This is a genomic window from Herbaspirillum rhizosphaerae, assembly GCF_001189965.1.
Taxonomy (GTDB): Bacteria; Pseudomonadota; Gammaproteobacteria; order Burkholderiales; family Burkholderiaceae_D; genus Herbaspirillum; species Herbaspirillum rhizosphaerae.
Genome location: NZ_LFLU01000014.1, coordinates 19959 through 39550, shown reverse-complemented (window position 1 = coordinate 39550; position 19592 = coordinate 19959). Strand labels below are relative to the sequence as shown.

Sequence of the window (19592 nt, the reverse complement as noted above, 5' to 3'; positions counted from 1 at the left end):
CGATGCGCGCATTTTGCCGTCAAATGCCTTCATTTGGCAAGAAAAACTTTAATTACATGTTTTTGAGGGAGGCCAGGTCGCGGCGCAGCTCATCGAAATTCAGGCGCCCAAGATAGACCTTTTTGAGGTTTCCGTCCAGTCCCACCAGAACGGTGAAGGGGAGGCCGCCGGCTTGATTGCCGAATTGCCGCAGCAAATCGGTGGCGCCGGTCCCGGCAACGTAGAGAGGATAATAGATATGGAATTTTTCTGCAAACTGGGCGATGTTCTCCTGGGAATCGACGCCGATGCCGATAATTTGCACCGGTGCGACTTCCGCCTGCAGCGCCGCCAGTTCCGGCATTTCTTCCACGCACGGCGCACACCAGGTGGCCCAGAAGTTGATGATGACCGGCTTGCCTTTCCATTGCGACAAGGCCTGCGGTTTGCCGGCGACGTCGGGCATGGTCTGCGCGAACAGGTTGGCGACGGCTTTCGCCTCGGGCGTTTGCGGTACAGGCTGGTTTTGCTTGTGGCTGGTGTACATGCCGACGCCCGCGGCGATGGCGGCGACCAGAATAAACAGCAATATGTTTCGCGTCTTCATCAGCTTTCTTCCATGATCAGGCGGCGTACCGCATCGATATCGGCACGTTCGGCGCGTTTGCCGGGCGCGGTCCTGATGCCGCCGCGCAAGTCGTCGACATCATACACCGCCAGATGCACGCCTTCCGGCGCGGCGCCCCGTTGCGGCAGCAGATAGCTCAGCGTTTCGACAGGCTCATGCCGGCCTTTGAAATGCGTGCTTTCGCTGACGTCGAAGTTGATATTCTTGTTCAACAGATAAATTTCGACATCCTTCGCGCTCGATGTAAATAATTGCAAATGGATATCGGAGTGTTCGCCGGCCGTGCCATTGAGCACCGCCCCGGTCAGATAAGGATTGAAGCGCGCGAGTTCCTCCATTAATTGCACGGCCAGTTGGCGCAAATGCAATAAACGAGCGGGCTGGGTTTCGCCGAAGAACAGTTCGTTATACAGGCGGACTTCTTCTTCGATCTGTGCGTTATCCGGCAGAATGTCGCCGCGCGTCTTGCTGTCGCCCAGGATCTGGCGCGCCGCCTTGCGCTTGGCGGTGGCGTAGTCGGCCCCGTCCTCGGCAATCATGCGGGCGGCCGCGGCGGCGATTTCTGAGCGTAAGAGTTCGATGTCGGTCTGATGCATGGCCGCAATAATACTCTGAGCTTGTAGTTATCGCCCGAGGAGGCCCTCCGCTCAGGTAAAATCTCGGGATTCCTTATCAAGATTCACTATGCATATTCATATCCTCGGCATTTGCGGCACCTTCATGGGCGGCCTGGCGGTACTGGCGAAAGAAGCCGGTCACAAGGTCACCGGATGCGACGCCAATGTCTATCCGCCCATGAGCACGCAGCTGGAAGCTCAGGGCATCGAATTGATCCAGGGGTTCGACCCCGAGCAAGTCAAGTTGCAGCCCGATCTGTTCGTCATCGGCAATGTAGTCTCGCGCGGCAATCCGCTGATGGAAGAAATCCTCAACCGCGGCCTGCCTTACGTGTCGGGGCCGGAATGGATGGGCAATCACATCCTGCAGGACAAATGGGTGCTGGCGGTGGCCGGCACGCACGGCAAGACCACGACGTCAGCCATGCTGGCCTGGATACTGGAAGACTGCGGCTATGCACCAGGCTTCCTGATCGGCGGCGTGCCGATGAATTTCGGCATCTCGGCGCGTCTGTCGGGTGAGAAAAACGGCAAAAAGGAAGACTCGATCTTCTTCGTCATCGAAGCCGATGAATACGACACCGCCTTCTTCGACAAGCGCAGCAAGTTCGTGCACTACCATGCCAAGACCGCGATTCTGAACAACCTCGAATACGATCACGCCGACATCTTCCCGGATCTGGCCGCCATCGAAACGCAATTCCACCATCTGGTGCGCACCGTGCCGGGCATTGGCCGCCTCGTCGTCAATGGACGCGAACCTGCATTGGAGCGCGTGATTGCGCGCGGGTGCTGGAGCGAGCACGAGAATTTCGGCGTCGATGCAGGTCAGGCCGGCTGGTCGCTCAAGACCCACGACGACGGCAGTTTCGACATCGCCTTCAACGGCGAACAGCAAGGCACCGTGCGCTGGTCGCTGACCGGCGAGCACAACCGCATGAATGCGCTGGCCGCAATTGCCGCTGCGCGTCACGTCGGTGTGCCGGCAGCGCAAGCCATCGCTGCCCTGGAGAAATTCGAAAACGTCAAACGCCGCATGGAGTTGCGCGGCACGGTCAACAACATCGCCGTCTACGACGATTTCGCCCATCACCCGACCGCGATTGCTACTACGGTCGCCGGCTTGCGCAAAAAAATCGGATCGGCGCGCATCCTCGCCGTACTCGAACCGCGTTCGAACACCATGAAGCTGGGCACCATGAAAGATGCATTGCCCGCCAGCCTGACCGAGGCCGACCTGGTGTTCGGCTACGGCGCCAAGGGCAGCGGCAAGGAAGCATTGGGTTGGGACCTGGCGCAAGCGCTGTCGCCGCTGGGCGGCAAGGCGCAGGCCTTCGACGACCTCGGCGCGCTGGTGCAGGCGATTCAACAAGCGGCACGCCCGGGCGATCATGTACTGGTCATGAGCAACGGCGGTTTCGGCGGCGTCCATCAGAAGCTGCTGGACGCGCTCGCATGATCTTGTATCTGCACGGCTTTCGCTCGTCGCCGCAATCGTTCAAGGCGCGTCACATGGCCGAACGCATGCAGGCGCTGGGACGCCTGCCCGAGTACTACTGCCCGCAACTGCCGGCGTCGCCGGCGCAAGCGATCAACTTGGCGTTGCGCTACGCGCAGCAATTTCCTGCGGAGCAACTGACGGTGGTCGGCTCGTCGCTGGGCGGTTTTTACGCCACCTGGCTGGCCGAGCATCTCGGTTGCCGCGCAGTATTGCTCAACCCGGCCGTCAAGCCGCCGCGCGATCTGGAATCCTACGTCGGCGTCACCACGCAATATCACTCCGACGAGCCGTTCGAGTTCAAGCATGCCTACATCGACGAGTTGCGCGCCCTGGTCGTGGACAAGATTACCCGTCCCGAACGTTATTTCCTGATCGCCGCCACCGGCGACGAAGTATTGGACTGGCGCGAGATGACGGCGCATTACCCGGGTGCGAAGCAAATCGTGATCGAAGGCAGCGACCACGGCATCAGCGAATTCGCCGACTATGCCGACGAAGTGCTGGCGTTTTGCGGCATCGTGCCGCTCAACCCTTTGAATCCGCCGAATAGCTTGCAAGCCGGCGACGAGGCACTAAGCTGATGGAGAAGCTGCTTGGCCGCGCGCGCTGGTTCGATCATCCGAACGCGGTGCAGGCCGGACCGCTGTTGCGGCAATGGCTGGCGGATCCCGGCTCGATGACCTTCAAGCTGCGGGCGCGTTGCGACGAACTGCGCGTGCAGCGTCTGCGCCAGCGTCCCGGCAACGCCTTGCAGGATGAATGCCGCTTGCTCGGACTGACGCCGCGCGAAGCGGTCGAAGAGCGCGATGTGATTCTGCATTGCGACGGCCACCCGGTGTTGTTCGGGCATACCGTCACGCCGTTGGCTTCAGCTGCGGCCTGGCCGTTTTTTCGTCGTCTCGGCAATCGTCCGCTGGGCGGCAGTTTGTTTTCCGATCCGCTGGTCACGCGCGCGCCGATTCAATTTGCCCGCCTGCATGCCGGCCATCCGCTGGTGCGCCGCGTGCGCCAGGCGCTCGATCTTCACTCTCAGCCGCCGCTGCAGCCTTTGTATGCGCGCCGGTCTCTGTTTCGTCGTCACGGCAGCGTCATGCTGGTGACCGATGTTTTTTTACCCGCCCTCAGTACGCTGATGGCATTGAATATGTAAGCAACAATCGATGAATTTATTTTTTGAAGAATCCGGCGATTTCAAGGCTGGCGCCGTGCTGTCGCAGCAAGGCGAGGCCTATCAGGTCGAAATGGCGTCGGGCAAGCGCAGCAAGGTCAAGTCCAAGGACGTGATGCTGCAGTTCGCCTCGCCGAGCCCGGCCAAGTTGCTGGAAGATGCTCAGGCCGTCGCGCAGGACATCGACCTCGATTTCCTGTGGGAAGTCGCGGGTGAAGAAGAGTTCGGCTTTGCCGAGCTGGGCGCCGAATATTTCGGCCATGCGCCGCTGCCGCATGAGGCCGCCGGTTTGCTGGTGCGCCTGCATTCGGCGCCGATCTATTTTTACCGCAAGGGCAAGGGCCGTTACAAGGCGGCGCCGATCGCTTCGCTGCAAGCCGCGCTGGCCGGCGTCGAAAAGAAAAAGCAGCAGGCGCTGGTGCAGGCGCAATATGTCGAAGAGCTGAAGGCCGGAAAATTGCCGGAGTCGTTCAAGACCATGGCGCTGCAATTGCTGTTCCGTCCCGACAAGAACGGCATCGAATTCAAGGCGCTCGACACCGCCTGCAAGGAATTGCAAACCACGCCGCAGCGCCTGATGCTGTCGACCGGCGGCCTGGCGTCGCCCAAGGATCTGCACTACGCCAAGTTCCTGTTCGAATTCTTCCCCAAGGGCAGCGGTTTCCCTGAGGTGAAGATTCCTGCCATGCCCGCCGATTTGCCGTTGGCCGACGTGCAGGCGTTCTCCATCGACGACGTCACCACCACGGAAATCGACGATGCGCTGTCCGTCGTCAAACTGGCCGACGGCAAGGTGCGCGTCGGCATCCACATCGCGGCGCCCGGCCTGGGCATCAAGCGCGACGACGCGCTCGACGCCATGGCGCGCCAGCGCATGTCGACGGTTTACATGCCCGGCGAAAAAATCACCATGCTGCCCGACTCGTTGGTCGAAGCGTTCACGCTCGACGAAGGCAAGAACTGCCCGGCATTGTCGCTGTACGCCACGCTCGATCCGTCGGACTGGTCGGTGATTTCGACCGAGACGCGCGCCGAGATCGTGCCGATTTCCGCCAACCTGCGCCACAACGATCTGGATGCTTTGGTCACCGAAGAAGCATTGGCGAACAACAGCGGCGAGTATCCGCACAAGGACGACATCAGCCTGCTGTGGCAATGGGTGCAAGTGCTGGAGCAGGGCCGCATGGCCAAGCGCGAAAGTTTCGGGCTGCGTCCGGAACAGAACAACCGCGTCGATTTCAACTTCTACGTCGACAACGACGTGGTCACGATCACGCGCCGCAAGCGCGGTGCGCCGCTGGACAAGATCGTTGCCGAACTGATGATCTTCGCCAACAGCACCTGGGGCAAATTCATGGCCGACCATGGCGTGCCGGGCATCTACCGCGCGCAAGGCGGCGGCGCCGGCGGCTGGGCCGCCAAGATGCAAGTGCGCATGGTCACGCACGCCGCGCCGCACCAGGGTCTGGGCGTCGATCAATATGCCTGGAGCACCTCGCCGCTGCGCCGCTATACCGATCTGGTCAATCAGTGGCAAATCCTGGCTTGCCTGGAGCACGGCGTCACCGCGCCGCTGGCGGCGCCGTTCAAGCCGCGCGACGCCGACTTGTTCGCCATCGTTTCCGCATTCGATTCGGCTTACTCCGGCTATGCCGACTTCCAGTCCGGCATGGAGCGCTACTGGTGCCTGCGCTGGCTGGCGCAGGAACAGGCGCGTCAGGTCGACGCCGTGGTGCTCAAGGACGAGATCCTGCGTCTGGTCGACATACCGCTGGTGATTCGCCTGCCGGGCATGCCGCAGGTTGCGCGCGGCTTGCAGGTCAAGCTCGATCTGTTGCGCTGGGACGAAGTCGATCTGACCGTGGAAGCGCGCCTGCTGGAAATTCCGAGCGCGCAGCAGCCTGCTGACGCCGAGCCGATGGACGACGAAGACGAAGCCATGCTGCAAGGTATGGAAGATGCTGCGGTAGAGGACGCCGAGGCAGCGGCCGAAGAAGCGCAAGAGCCGGGAGAGCCGGCCGAGGACGCTGAAAGCACCGGCAGTGGCGAGACTGCCGGCGCCACCCCTGTCCCGGCTGCGGAATGACCCCGGCTTTGGCGTAAAATCGCGTTTTCCATCTAGTGATGCACTTGTGAAATATTTCGCCGACAATCGCTTCCTGACCATCGCTCTGGCCGGCTCCGTGGCGATCCACGCGGTCCTGCTGGGCGTGCACTTTGCCGCGCCGGACGCGTTCAGGCTCAAGCCTGCCGATCCGGGGCTGGAAGTGATCCTGGTCAACGCCAAGCACGACAAGGCGCCGGTCAAGGCCGACGCCATTGCGCAAGCGAACCTGGACGGCGGCGGCAACGCCAATGAAGGCCGCGCCAAGTCGCCGTTGCCGGACATGCGCAAGGTCGAGAATGGCGACAGCGTCAAGGCGGCGCAGCGCAAGGTGGCCGAGCTGGAAGCGCAGCAGCAGAAGATTCTGTCGCAGATGAACAAGGCCACGCCGACCGTGGCCACGCCAGAGCGCGAGAAACCGAAGGAAGTCACGCCGCAGATCAACGCCAGGGACTTGCTGGACACCGCCAAGGCGGTGGCGCGCATGGAAGCCGAAGTCGCCAAGAACATCGAGGATTACAATAAGCGACCGAAGAAGACGCAGATCACCGCGCGCACCCGCGAGGCCGGCTACGCTTTGTATTACAAGGCCATGCAGGAAAAGATCGAACGGCTCGGCACGCTGAACTTTCCGCAGCGGGATGGCAAGAAGCTGTACGGCGAACTGGTGATTTATATCCCGGTTTTCCAGGACGGTACGATTTATGAAAAAGAAGGCGGTGCGCGCATTGAGCGCGGCTCCGGCAATGCCGCGCTGGACAGTGCGGCGCTGGCGATCGTGCGGCGCTCGGCGCCGTTCGGCCGCTTTCCCGACAACATGCGCACCACCAGCAAAGACGACATCTGGGAAATCATCACGCGTTTCCGTTTTACGCACGAGGAAACTTTGCAGACTGACATGAGCAGCTCACGCTGATAAGAAAATGGATGCATACGTCGTCATCGGCAATCCGATTGCCCACAGCAAGTCGCCCGAGATCCACGCGCAGTTCGCCGCGCAGACCGCGCAGCAACTGAGCTACGAGCGCCTGCTGGCGCCGCTGCAAGGCTTCAAGGCGGCGGTCAAGGTGTTCATCGCCAACGGCGGCAAAGGCGCCAACGTCACGGTGCCTTTCAAGCTGGAAGCGCATGCGCTGGCTGATCGCTTAACAGATCGTGCGCGCCTGGCGGGGGCGGTCAATACGCTTAAATTTGAAGGCGGCAGCATCCTCGGCGACAACACCGACGGCGCCGGACTGGTGGTGGATATCGTCCACAACGCCGGCGTCGCGCTGGCCGGCAAACGCGTCCTGCTGCTGGGCGCCGGCGGCGCTTCGCGCGGCGCCTTGCTGCCCTTGCTGGAACAGAAGCCGGCTGAGCTGGTGCTGGCTAACCGCACCCACGCCAAGGCGCAGGAGCTGGCGGCGCAGTTCGCCGAATACGGCAATCTGGCAGCGGCCGAATATGCGCAGCTGAGTGGTGCCTTCGATGTGGTGATCAACGCGACTTCCGCCAGCCTTGCGGCCGATGTGCCGCCGATTCCGCCGGGCGTTTTCTCGCGCACTGCATTGGCAACAACACTGGCCTACGACATGATGTACGGCAAGCAGCCGACGGTGTTCATGGAGTTCGCCGCGCGTCACGGCGCCGTTGCACGGGATGGTCTGGGCATGCTGGTGGAGCAGGCGGCCGAAGCGTTCTTCTTGTGGCGCGGTGTGCGGCCGGAAACAGCCGATGTATTTGCCGCCTTGCGCGCGCAACTGAATCAAAGTTGAAGCTGTAGTTTCAGGACTACCCGGCACCGGGCGCTGTATCAATCAATAACAAACATCAGAAAAATGAAGCTCTTGCGCAAGCTGTTCCTGTGGCTGATCGTGCTGCCTCTCACCTTAGTGTTGCTGCTGCAACTGTATTTCTTCGTGCAGATCTGGTGGTGGGTCGATCACAATCCCGACTCGACCAGTTTCATGCGCCAGCAGTTGTCCATCCTGCAGGAAAAAAATCCCAACGCGCAGCTGCAATTCCGCTGGGTGCCCTACAACCGCATTTCCAACAATCTCAAGCGCGCCATCATCGCGTCGGAGGATTCCAATTTCTCCGAGCATGAAGGCGTGGACTGGGATGCACTGCAAAAAGCCTACGAAAAGAATAACAAGAAGGGCAAGGTCGTCGCCGGCGGTTCTACCATTACCCAGCAACTGGCGAAGAATTTATTTCTCTCCGGCGAGCGCAGCTATGTGCGCAAGGCGCAGGAGTTCGTCATCACCTACATGCTGGAATTCCTGATGGACAAGCAGCGCATCTTCGAGATCTACCTCAACGTGGTCGAATGGGGCAACGGCGTGTTCGGCGCCGAGGCGGCGTCGCTGCACTACTACAAAACCAGCGCGGCCAACCTGGGGCCGAGCCAGGCGGCAAGGCTGGCGGTGATGTTGCCGCGCCCGCGCTTCTATGACAAGAATCCCGGCTCCGCCTACCTCGCCAATCGCACCGGCCTGATCCTGCGCCGCATGGGCGCCGCCGAACTGCCGCCGGTGAAGCCGGTGGAAAAGCCGCCGGCAAAATCCAACGCCAGGCCGTCCGCAAAAAAATAGCCGGAAATCGCCCCTGTTCTCGGCGCTTGCCTGCGGGCAGGCTTGAACGTACACTTGCGTTCCAGTTCTATGGCGGGCCGGAAACCGCTTTGTTACCGCACCGTTACAGCGCCGTTACCACATCGTCCGTCCAGTCGACTTGCCCTGACAGTGAGATCACATGATTAATGTTTTTGTTTTGCAAAATGGTCGACTGAACCAGGTCAATATCGACAGCCGCAGCGATCTGGAAAATATCGTGCCGGTCTGGGTCGACCTGACTGAGCCGACCGACGACGAGCGCGCCTGGGTCAAAAGCATCTACGGCGTGACCCTGCCGGACGAAGACGAATTCAGCGACATCGAAGCCTCCGCACGTTATTTCGAAGCCGAAAACGGCGACCTGCACCTGCGCACCGACTTCCTGTTCGAAGGTGAAGACGACGCCTCGGCCACCATGACCGTGGCTTTCATCCTGGCGCGCAACATCCTGTTTTCCGTACACGCCGAAGACTTGCCGGTGTTTCGCCTGGTGCGCATGCGCGCGCGTTCGCGGCCCGGTTCGATCGGCGACTACCGCGACGTACTGCTCGATCTGTATGAAACCGACGCCGAGTATTCGGCCGACGCGCTGGAAGGCATTTACCAGAAGCTCGAAGCCGTCAGCCACAGCGTGCTCAAGAAGAGCCTGTCCGACCAGGCCGCCGCCGAGGTACTCAACACCATCGCCCACGAGGAAGATCTGAACGGCCGCATCCGCCGCAACATGATGGATACACGCCGAGCGGTCAGCTTCCTGATGCGCGGCCGCCTGTTGAGCTCGGAGCAATTCGAAGATGCGCGCCAGATCCTGCGCGACATCGAGTCGCTGGACGGCCACACCGCCTTCCTGTTCGACAAGATCAACTTCCTGATGGACGCTACCGTCGGTTTCATCAACATCAACCAGAACAAGATCATCAAGATCTTCTCGGTGGCCTCGGTCGCCTTCCTGCCGCCGACCTTGATTGCCAGTATCTACGGCATGAACTTCAAGGTCATGCCGGAACTGGATTGGATCGTCGGTTATCCGCTCGCCATCCTGATGATGGTCGGCTCGGCGATCGCGCCATTCTGGTATTTCCGCCGACGCGGCTGGTTGAATTAATCCAGATCCCGCTCTTTTCATCCGCATTTTTTTCTTTGCGCCCGGCATCTCGCGGCGCTTGTTACTGCGTGGGTCACGCTCGCTGCGGCTCGCTACTCCATCGATGCCGTGCGGGTAATGTCTGACAGCGCTTTGGGTTTTCCGCTGATGTTGTCGGACGCCACCCCGGCTGATAATGAGCGCATCACTTATGCGCGCAAAAGGATCTCAGCATGAAACACCATTACGTCTCCCTGCTCGCCGTCGGCTTGAGCATGATCGCGCTGCTCAACGGTTGCGCCGGCGGGCCCGACTATCGTTCGCCGCCAACCGGCCCCAATGCGCCGCCGTCGTATTCCAATTCCAATACCGGCGTGATCGAAGAGATTGAAGTCAGCCATCAGGAAAGCAGCGGTGTTGGCGGTGCTGTCATCGGCGGCGTGGTAGGCGGGCTATTGGGTAACCAGATCGGCAGTGGTTCGGGCCGGACTGCGGCAACCGTCGCCGGCGCCGTAGGTGGCGGTGTGGTTGGCAATCAGGTGCAGAGAAATCACGGCGGACGCGAGGTCTACAACATCCGCGTGCGCATGAACGACGGCTCCATGCAAAGCTTCGCCCAGGACAGCACCGACAACTTGCGCGTCGGCGACCGGGTCCGCCTTGATGGCGGTCGCGTGTACCGATATTAATGACTGTAATTACTGTGCCGGATAAAGTCCGCCCAGCACGCGCAGGCCGCGTGCGCCGGTGACCGCCGGCAGGTTGCCCGGCAAGCGCAGGCAGAAGCGTTGCGCCAGCCAGGCGAATGCCAGTGCTTCCACGTGGTTGGGCGCAATGCCCAGCGTTTCGGTGGACAGCACCGGGATGGCGCGTCCTGCGCCGGCCGATAAAGTCTCTTCCAGTAATCTCAACAGATAGGCGTTGTAAGCGCCGCCGCCGCATACGTACACGGCGCCGGTCTGCGGCGCATGCCTGAGGATTGCATCGGCGATGGTGCCGGCGGTGAAGGCGGTCAGCGTCGCCTGCACGTCGGCAGGCGACAGATGCACATGGGCCGGGGCGGCCAGTTGCGCATCCAGCCATTCGATATGGAACAGGTCGCGCCCGGTGCTCTTGGGAGGCGGCAAGGCAAAATAGGCTTCGTTGCGCAAGGCCGCCAGCAAGGCTGCATCGGGTTTGCCGGACGCGCCCCAGGCGCCGTCGGCGTCGTAGCTCCGGCCTTGATGGCGCGCGATCCAGGCATCCATCAACACATTGCCCGGGCCGGTGTCGAAGCCGGAGGTCGCTTCCTGCGTGCCGGCCGGCAGGATGCTGATGTTGCTGATGCCGCCGATGTTGACCGCCACGCGCGCCTGTTCTTCGTTGCCGAACACCGCCTGATGGAAGGCCGGCACCAGCGGTGCGCCCTGGCCGCCGGCGGCGACGTCGCGGCTGCGGAAATCCGCAATCACGTCGATGCCGCACAACTCCGCCAGCAGCGAGGGATTATTGGTCTGGCGCGTGTAGCCCAGCTCAGGCCGGTGGCGGATGGTTTGACCATGGACGCCGACGGCGCGGATATAGGCTGCCGGGATGGCGCTCTTCTCCAGCAGCTCGGCCACACATTGCGCGTAGTACACGACCAGCTGATTGGCGGCCATGGCCTCACGCTGCAATTCGTTTTCGCCGCTGGCCTGCAGCGCCATCAGCGCTGCGCGCAAATCGTCGGGAAAAGGCACGTAAGCCGTCGCCAGTGTCGCCATCGCTGATCCGTCGGCCGGCAATGACGCCAGCACGCCATCGACGCCGTCCAGGCTGGTGCCGGACATCAGACCGATGTACAGGGAAGAGGAAGCGGAACGAGGGGGATCGAGATCGGCGGACATAAAAAAACCGGTGATGGGATCGCTGCATTTTACAGCGATTCCATCACCGGTTTTGTACGCTCGGCGCGCGTCGTCGTCCGGGCGTTTAGCGCGAAGCCAGCGTCACGTCCTTGCCGTCGGCAGGGCGCAGCAGCGACAGGCGGCGGTTCATGTCGGCCGACACGCCGCGGAAGCGCGCCAGTTGGTTGCCGCCCAGCGGTTGCGCGTTCGGCACGTCCACCGACAGCGGATTGCGCGGCACGTTGTTGACGCGGAATTCGTAGTGCAGATGCGGCCCGGTCGCCCAGCCGGTCATGCCGACGTAGCCGATCACTTCGCCCTGGGCAATCTTGTCGCCCTTGCGCAGGCCGGAGGCAAAGCGGCTCATGTGGCCGTAGGCGGTGGAATAACCGCTCCAGTGCTTGATCACGACGATGTTGCCGTAGCCGTTTTGCTGGCCGACGAAATCCACCACGCCGTCGCCGGACGCATGGATAGGCGTGCCGGTCGGTGCGGCGAAGTCGACGCCGGTGTGTTGCTTCCAGATGCCGAGGATGGGATGCACACGCATTGAGAAGCCCGACGAAATACGCGTAAAGGCCAGCGGCGACTTGAGAAAGGCTTTCTTCAGCGACTTGCCGTCGAAAGAGTAATAACCGCCGCCGATCTTGCTGCCCGGCTCATCGAACCAGACGGCCTGGTAGGTGTTGCCGGCGTTGGTGAATTCGCCTGCCAGCACGCGGCCGGTGCGTACCGGTTCGCCGTTGTTGTAGAAGGTCTCGTACACCACGTTGAAACGATCGCCGCGGCGCAGGTCCGACGCGAAGTTGATGTTGGTGGCGAACATGTCGACGATCTGCGTCGCGATGCTGTCGGGGATCTGGGCGTTGTCGGTGGCGGCGAACAGCGACGAGCGGATTTGGCCCGAACGCATTTCGACGCGGCGTTCCAGTACCGCAGGCGCAGTCGTTGCCTTGAACTTGTCGCCGTCGCGCGCGATCACCAGATTGTTGATCGGGCCGTCGCGGCCGTCGCTCAGGGTGGCGGTCAGTTGCTGCAGTTCGCCGTCTTCTGAGGTGCGCGCCATGACGCGCTTGCCGGCGCGCAACTGCATGACGGTGCGCGCCAGGGTATCGGATTTGATGAAGCTGGCGGCTTCGTCGTCATCGACGCCGAGACGGGTCAGCAAAGTTGCCAGGGTGTCGCCGGCGCGGACTTTTTCTTCGTTGACGTAAAAGTCGTTGCGTTCTTCCAGTTGCGCGATCTGTTGCTTCAGATCGGGCAGGGCCAGGTCCTTGGTGATGGGATGGACCGGCGCATCGGAGGTGTCAGGCTCGGCAGGCGCAAAGCCGGCGGCGCCGATGGTGAACGCGCCGAGGAACAGAGCGCCGGCGGAAAGAATCTTGGTCTTGCGGGAAGAACCGTGAAATTTCTCGTGGCAGTAGAGATGGGCGGTGCGGTACAGGGAGGCGGCGCGCGCGAATTTATCTTTAGGGAACATGCAATACGTTAAAATCTACCGTTTACGCCTGTTCCGAATTCTGTTGCAGGAAAAGCAATGAGAGAAGACGGATCATTCCGTTTGTTGTCTTGCCGATAATCAACAGGACACTCGACTCGTATTGCTGCTCAACTGCAGGCATCGTCAATGACTCCCCGATGACGCACGCTTTTACAGATTCTTGACAGGCGATGAATGCTAATTCTCTGCTGATTGCGCTTCTAGATGGCGTGCGGCAGAAAGACGAAAGCGCGATTATAGCAAAGCGTCAATCCGGTACTGTCCTACAAAAGTCTATTTTTTAGTTATATCAATGAACGCCGAACAGCCTACATCCAAAGCCCCCTTGCCTCTGTCCGATAAAGTCCTGGAGGCGCTCGCCGTCGCCAAGCGCGGCGTCGACGAGTTGCTCATCGAAAGCGAATTCGCGCAGAAACTGGCGCGCGCCGAACAAAGCGGCCAACCGCTGCGCATCAAGCTGGGCCTGGACCCGACCGCTCCCGACCTGCATCTGGGCCACACCGTGGTCTTGAACAAGATGCGCCAGTTGCAGGATCTCGGCCATACCGTGATCTTCCTGATCGGCGACTTCACCTCGATGATCGGCGACCCGTCCGGCCGCAATGCCACCCGTCCGCCGCTCACGCGCGAGCAGATCGAAACCAACGCCAAGACCTATTTCGCCCAGGCCAGCCTGGTGTTGGATGCGGCCAAAACCGAGATCCGTTACAACTCCGAATGGTGCGATCCGCTCGGCAGCCGCGGCATGATCCAGCTGGCCTCGCGCTACACCGTGGCGCGCATGATGGAGCGCGACGATTTCACCAAGCGCTTCAAGGAAGGCACGCCGATTTCGGTGCATGAATTCCTGTATCCGCTGATGCAGGGCTACGACTCAGTCGCGCTCAAGGCCGACCTGGAGCTGGGCGGCACCGACCAGAAGTTCAACCTGCTGGTCGGTCGCGAGCTGCAAAAGGATTTCGGCCAGGAACCGCAATGCATCCTGACCATGCCCCTGCTGGAAGGCCTGGACGGCGTCGAGAAGATGTCCAAGTCCAAGAACAATTACATCGGCATCACCGAACCGGCCAACACCATGTTCGCCAAGGTGATGAGCATTTCCGACGTGATGATGTGGCGTTACTACGAGCTGCTGTCGTTCCGTTCGATCGCCGACATCGCCGGCTTCAAGGCCGAAGTCGAAGGCGGCAAGAACCCGCGCGACGTCAAGGTGGCGCTGGCGCAGGAAATCGTCGCGCGTTTCCATTCGCAGCAAGCTGCCGAAGACGCGCTGGCCGATTTCGTCAACCGCTCCAAGGGCGGCATTCCGGACGACGTGCCGGAAGTCAGCCTGGCCGGCGCGCCGCTGGGTATCGGTCAGTTGCTCAAGCAGGCTAATCTGTGCGCTTCCACCTCGGAAGCCTTGCGCATGGTGGAGCAGGGCGGCGTGCGTATCGACGGCACGGTGATCAGCGACAAGGGCCTGAAGGTCGAGGCCGGCGTGTTCGTGGTGCAAGTCGGCAAGCGCAAATTTGCACGCGTCACCTTGTCTTAATAATTACCGCGCATGATCGGATTATTGCAACGAGTCAGCAAAGCTGATGTCGTAGTGGAAGGCGAGCAGATCGGCGCGATCGGCGCCGGCCTGATGGTACTGGTCTGCGCCGAACGCGGCGACACCGAGAAGGAAGCCGATCTCTTGCTCGGCAAGCTGCTGGCTTACCGCGTGTTCGCCGACGATGCCGGCAAGATGAACCGCAGTGTGACGGACGTGCAGGGCGGTCTGCTGCTGGTGCCGCAGTTCACACTGGCGGCCGATACGCGCTCCGGCACGCGGCCGTCATTCACACCGGCCGCCGCGCCGGAAGACGGCCGGCGGCTGTTCGACCACTTTGTCGCACAGGCGAAAGCCAGGCACGGCATGGTGCAGACGGGGCGCTTCGGCGCCGACATGCAGGTTTCGCTGACCAACAACGGTCCGGTTACATTCTGGCTGCAGGTGAAACCGGCAACTGCCTGACGATATTTCGCAGTATTCAATAGCAGGCTGATTTTCAAAGGAGAGCACACATGAAACTCTGGAGCGATTCTTTTCAAGACGGTGCGGCCATCCCGGGCGAATTCGCCTTTGCGGTGCCCGACGCCAAAAGCCACATAGCGTTGTCGTCCAACAAAAATCCGCACCTCGCATGGAGCGACGTGCCGTCCGGCGCCAAATCCTTGGTGCTGGTCGTGCATGACCCCGACGTGCCGTCGCGCGGCGACGACGTCAACCAGGAAGACAAGACCGTGCCGGCCGATCTGCCGCGCGTCGACTTCTTCCACTGGAGCCTGGTGGACATTCCGGCAGGCGTCGTCGAGCTGGCCGCCGGCCAATTCAGCAGCGCTGTCACCACACGCGGCAAGGCCGGTCCGGCGATTCCGGGCGATCCGCTGTCCGGCGCGCGCCACGGCCTCAACGATTACACCAGCTGGTTTGCCGGCGACGGCGACATGAGCGGCGATTACTTCGGCTACGACGGCCCTTGTCCGCCATGGAACGACGCCATCGTGCACCGCTATGTTTTCACGCTGTATGCGGTGGATCAGGAGCAACTGACAGTGACCGGAAAATTCACCGGCACCGACGTGCACAACGCCCTGCAAGGCCATGTGCTCGCCCAGGCCAGCATCACCGGCACCTACACACTGAACCCTGCATTAATCAAGTAAAGACCCATGCTCGACATCCTGCTGATCCGCCACGGCGAAACCGATTGGAACGTTGATAAACGCCTGCAAGGGCACATCGATATTCCTCTTAACGCCGAGGGGCAGCGGCAGGCCGCGGCGCTCGGGCGCGCGCTCGAAAACGAGCCGCTGGATGCGATCTACGCCAGCGACCTGCAGCGTGCGCGCGACACGGCGCAGGCGGTGGCGACGCGGCAAGGCAAGGCGGTGCAGATCGATCCGGCCTTGCGCGAGCGCTGCTACGGCGGCTTCGAGGGCTTGCAGCATCACGACATCCAGCAGCGTTATCCGGAAGATTTTGCCGCGTGGAAGTCGCGCGAACTCGATGCGCGCTATCCGGCCGGCGAACGCATCGCCGAAACCATGCGCGAATTCTCCGTGCGCGCGGTCGGCGCCGTCAGCGCCATCGCACGCCAGGTTGCTGCCGACGGCCACCGCAAGATCGCCATCGTCACCCATGGCGGCGTGCTGGAATGCATCTACCGCTGGGCCAGGCAGACCGGCTTTGCGCACGCACGCGATTTCGACATCTTCAACGCCAGCATCAACCGCCTGCAATGGGACGGCGAGCGCATCCACATCAAACAGTGGGCGGATATCGCCCATCTCACGCCGCAGGTGCTCGACGAAGTCGATCGCTGACGACGCGGTGCTCGTCTTGCGCCGGTTTCGCGGCAAAGCGTTCTGCGGCGCCGGATATGACGGAATATTGCTTATTGGATAATTCTCCGTCAGCATTGCGCTGCAAGACCGATTCTTGTTGGGGCGCAGGGCCAATCGCGCTAAAATAGCGCCCTTCCCCAGCAACCACACGCTCACGCGTCCAGAGATCCGTGAATATCGGCCCGCATTCCCTGCGCAATAAGGTTTTCGTCGCCCCCATGGCGGGTGTGACGGATCGTCCTTTCCGTCAACTGTGCAAGCAGTTGGGCGCGGGTTATGCCGTCTCGGAAATGGCGGCGTCGGATCCGCGCCTGTGGCAGAGCGAGAAGACTTCCCGCCGCACCAACCACGACGGCGAGATGGAGCCGAAAGCGGTGCAGATCGCCGGCGCCGATCCGGCTATGCTGGCCGACTGCGCCAAACACAACGTTGACCGCGGCGCGCAGATCATCGACATCAACATGGGCTGCCCGGTCAAGAAAGTCTGCAACAGCTGGTGCGGTTCGGCCCTGTTGCAAAACGAAAAGCTGGTCGGCCAGATTCTCGACGCGGTGGTGAAGGCGGTCGACGTGCCGGTGACCTTGAAATTCCGCACCGGCTGGAATCGCGAAAACAAGAACGCCCTGAGCATCGCCGCCATGGCCGAGCAGAGCGGCATCGCCATGCTGACGCTGCACGGCCGCACGCGCGCCGACGGTTACAGCGGCGAAGCCGAGTACGAGACCATCGCCGCCGTCAAGGCAGCAGTGAAAATTCCGGTGGTCGCCAACGGCGACATCACCACGCCCGAGCGCGCCAGGCACGTGCTGGCCGTGACCGGCGCCGATGCCGTCATGATCGGCCGCGCGGCGCAAGGGCGGCCGTGGATCTTCCGCGAGATCGACCACTTCCTGCGCACCGGCACGCATCTGCCGGCGCCGATGGTGGCCGAGGTACAAGAACTGATGCTGGAACATTTGCAGGCGCACTATGCGTTCTACGGCGAGTATCTCGGCGTGCGCACGGCGCGCAAGCACATCGGATGGTATGTCCGCGACCTGCCGGAAGGAGAAGAATTCCGGCAACGCATGAATCGCCTCGAAGACTGCCAGCTGCAGTGGAACGCGGTACGCGATTTCTTCGAATCGCAGGCGGCATATGGCGAGCGGTTACAATACGGGATTGCCGAACAGGCGCTTGCAGCTTAGCTGTGAGCGGGACTGAAGGTTATCGATTAACAGACTAAAAAGAATAGAAGCACTGAGTAATGAGTAAAGAAAGTATCGAGGATGTCGTCAGGAAGAGCCTTGACAAGTATTTCAAGGATCTGGGCGAGCAATTGCCATCCAATGTGTATGACATGGTTGTTTTGACGGTCGAGAAACCGATCTTCGAAGCAGTGATGGCGCGCGCCGACGGCAATCAGTCCCAGGCCGCAGAAATTCTCGGTATCAATCGCAATACCTTGCGCAAGAAGCTGCAGCAGCACGGCTTGTTGTAACCGCAGGCTGTAGTCGCGTACATGCAGCGCTTGCATGTATCACTTACATACGGCGGCGTCCCCTGATTGCAGACGCCGCCGGTCTCACCACCGGATTCCTTCATTTACCTTCATGCCATCATGATCAAACAAGCACTCATCTCCGTTTCCGACAAAGCCGGCGTGCTCGACTTTGCACGCGCGCTGTCCGCCATGGGCGTCAACATCCTGTCCACCGGCGGCACCGCCAAGCTGCTGGCCGACAACGGCGTCAAGGTGACTGAAGTCGCCGACTACACCGGTTTCCCGGAAATGCTGGACGGTCGCGTCAAGACGCTGCATCCGAAGGTGCACGGCGGCATCCTGGCGCGCCGCGATTTTCCCGAGCACGTTGCTGCGCTGGACAAGCACGGCATCCCGACCATCGACATGGTGGTGGTGAACCTGTATCCGTTCCAGCAAACCGTGGCCAAGCAAGAGTGCTCGCTGGAAGATGCGATCGAAAACATCGACATCGGCGGCCCGGCCATGCTGCGTTCGTCGGCCAAGAATCACAAGGACGTGGTCGTCATCTGCGACCCGACTGACTACGCCGGCGTGCTGGCTGATCTGCAGGCAAGCGGCGACCTGCCGTACGAGAAGCGCTTCGCGCTGGCCAAGAAAGTGTTCGCGCACACCGCGCAATACGACGGCGCCATCACCAATTATTTCACCTCGCTGGGCGAAGACAAGCAGCACACCACCCGCAGCGCCTACCCCGACACGCTGAACCTGCACTTCGAAAAAGTCCAGGACATGCGCTACGGCGAAAACCCGCATCAATCGGCGGCGTTCTACCGCGACATCAAGAAGAGCGACGGCGCGCTGGCCAACTACACCCAGTTGCAAGGCAAGGAACTGTCGTTCAACAACATCGCCGACGCGGATGCCGCGTGGGAATGCGTCAAGACCTTCGACGCTGCCGATACCGCAGCCTGCGTCATCATCAAGCATGCCAATCCATGCGGCGTGGCGGTTGGCGCCAATCCGCTGGAATCGTACAGCAAGGCCTTGCAGACCGATCCGACTTCCGCCTTCGGCGGCATCATCGCCTTCAACCGCGAACTCGACGGCGCAGCCGCCGAAGCGGTCGCCAAGCAATTCGTCGAAGTGCTGATCGCACCTTCCTTCAGCGCCGAAGCGAAAAAGATTTTCGCCGCCAAGCAAAACGTGCGTCTGCTAGAAATCCCCTTGGGCAATGGCTTGAATGCGTATGACTTCAAGCGCGTCGGCGGCGGCCTGCTGGTGCAATCGCCGGACGCCAAGAACGTGCTGCTGGCCGACGTCAAGGTCGTCAGCAAGAAGCAACCGACACCGCAACAATTGCAAGACCTGATGTTCGCCTGGCGCGTCGCCAAGTTCGTCAAGTCCAACGCCATCGTGTTCTGCGGCAACGGCATGACGCTGGGCGTCGGCGCCGGCCAGATGAGCCGCATCGACTCCGCCCGCATCGCGTCGATCAAGGCGCAGAACGCCGGCCTGACGCTGGCCGGTTCGGCGGTGGCGTCGGACGCTTTCTTCCCGTTCCGCGACGGTCTGGACGTGGTGGTGGATGCAGGCGCGACCTGCGTGATCCATCCGGGCGGCTCGATGCGCGATCAGGAAGTGATTGATGCTGCGGATGAGCGCGATGTGGTCATGTTGCTCACAGGTACACGCCACTTCCGTCATTAATCGCCTA

At 61.4% G+C, this 19592-nt stretch carries 20 protein-coding genes; 16 read left to right on the top strand and 4 right to left on the bottom strand.

Features of this window, described 5'->3' with window-relative positions; genetic code table 11:
- Nucleotides 1-52: 52 nt before the first annotated feature.
- Nucleotides 53-586 carry a TlpA family protein disulfide reductase gene (locus AKL25_RS17530; RefSeq protein WP_083444764.1) on the bottom strand — a complete coding sequence of 178 codons (534 nt, stop codon included), beginning with the start codon at nucleotides 584-586 and terminating at the stop codon, nucleotides 53-55.
- Nucleotides 586-1203, bottom strand: coding sequence for a hypothetical protein (locus AKL25_RS17525; RefSeq protein ID WP_050479000.1), 618 nt, complete (start codon nucleotides 1201-1203; stop codon nucleotides 586-588). The genes AKL25_RS17530 and AKL25_RS17525 overlap by 1 nt, the downstream gene beginning before the upstream one ends.
- Before the next feature lie 88 nt (nucleotides 1204-1291).
- Here AKL25_RS17525 and mpl point away from each other — a divergent pair, with 88 nt between their 5' ends.
- The 9 genes from mpl to AKL25_RS17480 all read left to right on the top strand — a co-directional run bounded on the left by mpl (nucleotide 1292) and on the right by AKL25_RS17480 (nucleotide 10364).
- The gene (gene mpl / locus AKL25_RS17520) at nucleotides 1292-2683 is read left to right on the top strand and encodes a UDP-N-acetylmuramate:L-alanyl-gamma-D-glutamyl-meso-diaminopimelate ligase (protein WP_050478999.1); all 1392 of its coding nucleotides are present in this window, start codon (nucleotides 1292-1294) and stop codon (nucleotides 2681-2683) included.
- Entirely contained in the window at nucleotides 2680-3306 is a 627-nt protein-coding gene (locus AKL25_RS17515) for a YqiA/YcfP family alpha/beta fold hydrolase (protein WP_050478998.1), read from the top strand. The genes mpl and AKL25_RS17515 overlap by 4 nt, the downstream gene beginning before the upstream one ends.
- The gene (locus AKL25_RS17510; RefSeq protein ID WP_050478997.1) at nucleotides 3306-3875 is read left to right on the top strand and encodes a chorismate--pyruvate lyase family protein; all 570 of its coding nucleotides are present in this window, start codon (nucleotides 3306-3308) and stop codon (nucleotides 3873-3875) included. The genes AKL25_RS17515 and AKL25_RS17510 overlap by 1 nt, the downstream gene beginning before the upstream one ends.
- 10 nt (nucleotides 3876-3885) lie before the next feature.
- Nucleotides 3886-5979: a ribonuclease catalytic domain-containing protein gene (locus AKL25_RS17505; RefSeq protein ID WP_050478996.1), complete on the top strand. Its 2094-nt coding sequence runs from the start codon at nucleotides 3886-3888 to the stop codon at nucleotides 5977-5979.
- A gap of 46 nt (nucleotides 5980-6025) precedes the next feature.
- Entirely contained in the window at nucleotides 6026-6913 is an 888-nt protein-coding gene (locus AKL25_RS17500; RefSeq protein WP_050478995.1) for a TonB C-terminal domain-containing protein, read from the top strand.
- A gap of 7 nt (nucleotides 6914-6920) precedes the next feature.
- The gene (gene aroE, locus AKL25_RS17495; RefSeq protein ID WP_050478994.1) at nucleotides 6921-7751 is read left to right on the top strand and encodes a shikimate dehydrogenase; all 831 of its coding nucleotides are present in this window, start codon (nucleotides 6921-6923) and stop codon (nucleotides 7749-7751) included.
- A 63-nt stretch (nucleotides 7752-7814) separates the two neighbouring features.
- Nucleotides 7815-8570: a monofunctional biosynthetic peptidoglycan transglycosylase gene (mtgA, locus tag AKL25_RS17490; RefSeq protein ID WP_050478993.1), complete on the top strand. Its 756-nt coding sequence runs from the start codon at nucleotides 7815-7817 to the stop codon at nucleotides 8568-8570.
- A gap of 160 nt (nucleotides 8571-8730) precedes the next feature.
- Entirely contained in the window at nucleotides 8731-9696 is a 966-nt protein-coding gene (corA, locus tag AKL25_RS17485; protein WP_050478992.1) for a magnesium/cobalt transporter CorA, read from the top strand.
- Between the two features lie 212 nt (nucleotides 9697-9908).
- Nucleotides 9909-10364, top strand: a complete 456-nt coding sequence (locus AKL25_RS17480; protein WP_050478991.1) for a glycine zipper 2TM domain-containing protein — start codon at nucleotides 9909-9911, stop codon at nucleotides 10362-10364.
- 9 nt (nucleotides 10365-10373) lie between these two features.
- On the opposite strand, the gene AKL25_RS17475 is transcribed toward AKL25_RS17480, so the two are convergent.
- Together AKL25_RS17475 and AKL25_RS17470 are read right to left on the bottom strand one after the other, a co-directional pair.
- On the bottom strand, nucleotides 10374-11540 hold the full coding sequence (locus AKL25_RS17475) for an anhydro-N-acetylmuramic acid kinase (protein ID WP_050478990.1): 1167 nt from the start codon (nucleotides 11538-11540) through the stop codon (nucleotides 10374-10376).
- Between the two features lie 85 nt (nucleotides 11541-11625).
- Nucleotides 11626-13020, bottom strand: a complete 1395-nt coding sequence (locus AKL25_RS17470; RefSeq protein WP_050478989.1) for a M23 family metallopeptidase — start codon at nucleotides 13018-13020, stop codon at nucleotides 11626-11628.
- Nucleotides 13021-13333: 313 nt separating this feature from the next.
- Here AKL25_RS17470 and tyrS point away from each other — a divergent pair, with 313 nt between their 5' ends.
- From tyrS to purH, 7 genes are all read left to right on the top strand, one after another.
- A complete protein-coding gene (gene tyrS / locus AKL25_RS17465) occupies nucleotides 13334-14575 on the top strand; it encodes a tyrosine--tRNA ligase (protein WP_050478988.1) in 1242 nt (413 codons plus the stop codon).
- Between the two features lie 12 nt (nucleotides 14576-14587).
- Nucleotides 14588-15040, top strand: coding sequence for a D-aminoacyl-tRNA deacylase (gene dtd / locus AKL25_RS17460; RefSeq protein ID WP_050478987.1), 453 nt, complete (start codon nucleotides 14588-14590; stop codon nucleotides 15038-15040).
- A 50-nt stretch (nucleotides 15041-15090) separates the two neighbouring features.
- The gene (locus AKL25_RS17455; RefSeq protein WP_050478986.1) at nucleotides 15091-15732 is read left to right on the top strand and encodes a YbhB/YbcL family Raf kinase inhibitor-like protein; all 642 of its coding nucleotides are present in this window, start codon (nucleotides 15091-15093) and stop codon (nucleotides 15730-15732) included.
- A gap of 6 nt (nucleotides 15733-15738) precedes the next feature.
- Nucleotides 15739-16392, top strand: a complete 654-nt coding sequence (locus tag AKL25_RS17450; RefSeq protein ID WP_050478985.1) for a histidine phosphatase family protein — start codon at nucleotides 15739-15741, stop codon at nucleotides 16390-16392.
- 191 nt (nucleotides 16393-16583) lie between these two features.
- Nucleotides 16584-17600 (top strand): tRNA dihydrouridine synthase DusB, encoded by a 1017-nt coding sequence (gene dusB / locus AKL25_RS17445; protein ID WP_050478984.1) that lies wholly within the window; start codon nucleotides 16584-16586, stop codon nucleotides 17598-17600.
- A gap of 59 nt (nucleotides 17601-17659) precedes the next feature.
- On the top strand, nucleotides 17660-17893 hold the full coding sequence (locus tag AKL25_RS17440) for a Fis family transcriptional regulator (protein WP_007883354.1): 234 nt from the start codon (nucleotides 17660-17662) through the stop codon (nucleotides 17891-17893).
- 120 nt (nucleotides 17894-18013) lie between these two features.
- Complete coding sequence (purH, locus tag AKL25_RS17435) at nucleotides 18014-19585, top strand: bifunctional phosphoribosylaminoimidazolecarboxamide formyltransferase/IMP cyclohydrolase (RefSeq protein WP_050479087.1); 1572 nt, start codon at nucleotides 18014-18016, stop codon at nucleotides 19583-19585.
- Nucleotides 19586-19592 lie beyond the last annotated feature (7 nt).

Excerpts from the sequence above, each read along its gene's own strand:
- AKL25_RS17530 (WP_083444764.1), bottom strand. The coding sequence starts at position 586 with ATGAAGACGCGAAACATATTGCTGTTTATTCTGGTCGCCGCCATCGCC.
- AKL25_RS17525 (WP_050479000.1), bottom strand. The coding sequence starts at position 1,203 with ATGCATCAGACCGACATCGAACTCTTACGCTCAGAAATCGCCGCCGCG.
- mpl (WP_050478999.1), top strand. The coding sequence starts at position 1,292 with ATGCATATTCATATCCTCGGCATTTGCGGCACCTTCATGGGCGGCCTG.
- AKL25_RS17515 (WP_050478998.1), top strand. The coding sequence starts at position 2,680 with ATGATCTTGTATCTGCACGGCTTTCGCTCGTCGCCGCAATCGTTCAAG.
- AKL25_RS17510 (WP_050478997.1), top strand. The coding sequence starts at position 3,306 with ATGGAGAAGCTGCTTGGCCGCGCGCGCTGGTTCGATCATCCGAACGCG.
- AKL25_RS17505 (WP_050478996.1), top strand. The coding sequence starts at position 3,886 with ATGAATTTATTTTTTGAAGAATCCGGCGATTTCAAGGCTGGCGCCGTG.
- aroE (WP_050478994.1), top strand. The coding sequence starts at position 6,921 with ATGGATGCATACGTCGTCATCGGCAATCCGATTGCCCACAGCAAGTCG.
- mtgA (WP_050478993.1), top strand. The coding sequence starts at position 7,815 with ATGAAGCTCTTGCGCAAGCTGTTCCTGTGGCTGATCGTGCTGCCTCTC.
- corA (WP_050478992.1), top strand. The coding sequence starts at position 8,731 with ATGATTAATGTTTTTGTTTTGCAAAATGGTCGACTGAACCAGGTCAAT.
- AKL25_RS17480 (WP_050478991.1), top strand. The coding sequence starts at position 9,909 with ATGAAACACCATTACGTCTCCCTGCTCGCCGTCGGCTTGAGCATGATC.
- AKL25_RS17475 (WP_050478990.1), bottom strand. The coding sequence starts at position 11,540 with ATGTCCGCCGATCTCGATCCCCCTCGTTCCGCTTCCTCTTCCCTGTAC.
- AKL25_RS17470 (WP_050478989.1), bottom strand. The coding sequence starts at position 13,020 with ATGTTCCCTAAAGATAAATTCGCGCGCGCCGCCTCCCTGTACCGCACC.
- tyrS (WP_050478988.1), top strand. The coding sequence starts at position 13,334 with ATGAACGCCGAACAGCCTACATCCAAAGCCCCCTTGCCTCTGTCCGAT.
- dtd (WP_050478987.1), top strand. The coding sequence starts at position 14,588 with ATGATCGGATTATTGCAACGAGTCAGCAAAGCTGATGTCGTAGTGGAA.
- AKL25_RS17455 (WP_050478986.1), top strand. The coding sequence starts at position 15,091 with ATGAAACTCTGGAGCGATTCTTTTCAAGACGGTGCGGCCATCCCGGGC.
- AKL25_RS17450 (WP_050478985.1), top strand. The coding sequence starts at position 15,739 with ATGCTCGACATCCTGCTGATCCGCCACGGCGAAACCGATTGGAACGTT.
- AKL25_RS17440 (WP_007883354.1), top strand. The coding sequence starts at position 17,660 with ATGAGTAAAGAAAGTATCGAGGATGTCGTCAGGAAGAGCCTTGACAAG.
- purH (WP_050479087.1), top strand. The coding sequence starts at position 18,014 with ATGATCAAACAAGCACTCATCTCCGTTTCCGACAAAGCCGGCGTGCTC.